The sequence below is a fragment of the Ruminococcus bromii genome (assembly GCF_002834225.1).
Classification (GTDB): Bacteria; Bacillota; Clostridia; order Oscillospirales; family Acutalibacteraceae; genus Ruminococcoides; species Ruminococcoides bromii.
On the sequence record NZ_NNSR01000008.1, the window covers coordinates 1 to 1,295 of the forward strand.

The window sequence follows — 1,295 nt, forward strand, 5'->3', positions numbered from 1 at the left end:
TCAAGAAGTATAAAAGAGGTTCATTATCAGCTTTATTTCCTAAAAAAAGAGAAATCACACCTCAATACCGCTTTGCTGGTTTTACTAAACCTTGGGAACAGCGTAAGGCAAAAGAGCTGTTTGTATCAACTGCGGATAAAGGCTATCCGGAACTTCCTGTTTTGTCAGCAACACAAGACCGTGGAATGATTCGCAGAGATGAAAACAGCATCAATATATTCCACGACAAGAAAAATGAAGCCGGCTATAAAAGAGTATTGCCGGGGCAGTTTGTGATACACCTTCGTTCTTTTCAAGGTGGGTTCGCTTATTCTGCAATAGAAGGCATAACCTCGCCTGCTTACACGGTTTTTGGCTTTTCTGAGCCTGAAAAGCACGACTCAGAGTATTGGAAATATGTGTTTACCTCTAAGTCGTTTATCCGGCGATTAGAAACAGTAACCTATGGCATCCGTGATGGGCGCAGTATAAGCTACGAGGAGTTTCTAACTCTCGGTTTTGTGTATCCGTCAAAGGCTGAACAAACAGCAATTGCCCGATGTTTGGACAAACTAAGCGACCTTATCACCCTTCATCAGCATAAATATGATACATTACTGTCCTTGAAGAACGCTATACTGCAGCAGATGTTTATATGAACATTTGCTGTAATAAACCATCCTTACAGATTTTTAAGAAAGTAAGCTGGTGCTCGGCAATATATATTTTTTCGTCAATCAAAGATAAGATTGATACTATCCTTTTTTGTTCCTTCGGTTCAGGATACTTTACTTTGACCTTTTGCAACTCAGATTTACTAATAGACGATACTTTTGTTCCTTGTATTAGTGGTAGAATTTGCTTTCTAAAACTATACGAGTTAAGATAATAGCCAAGATACTTTGCCTCAAAAGAAATTAAAGACCGACAAGGTATTGTGTGCAGTCCGGATAAAATTCTTTTTCCGGATGCACTGAAAATTTCAATTGTTTTGCCAACTGTATAATCTTCAGCAGTATCTGCAATAACAACGTCACCATTTTTCAAATAACTTGTTTCTGAGTATCTCTTTAGATCTATATTATTCTTTATAAAAGGAATATCACATACTTTTGATAAATCTAAAATATCACCATATTTAATTAAAACATCACCATAGTGAATATTCAGAATCTCTGTTTCTTCACAGGTAAGCTCGGCTCGAGAAAATGTATTGTTTTGAAGGAGTTTAAAAACATCCGCAAATTTTGCGGCAATCCAATTATTTGAATAATCTTCAAAAAGTTTATTAGATAATCCTCTTTTATACTTCTTGA

At 36.2% G+C, this 1,295-nt stretch carries 2 protein-coding genes; one reads left to right on the forward strand and one right to left on the reverse strand.

Going from position 1 to position 1,295, the window contains the following annotated elements:
• Positions 1–638 (forward strand): restriction endonuclease subunit S (locus RBATCC27255_RS00070; RefSeq protein WP_206602204.1); only part of this gene is annotated, 638 nt, incomplete at its 5' end.
• Here RBATCC27255_RS00070 and RBATCC27255_RS00075 read toward each other — a convergent pair.
• Positions 631–1,295: restriction endonuclease subunit S (locus RBATCC27255_RS00075; protein WP_147639934.1), on the reverse strand; the 665-nt coding region annotated here is incomplete at its 5' end. The genes RBATCC27255_RS00070 and RBATCC27255_RS00075 overlap by 8 nt on opposite strands.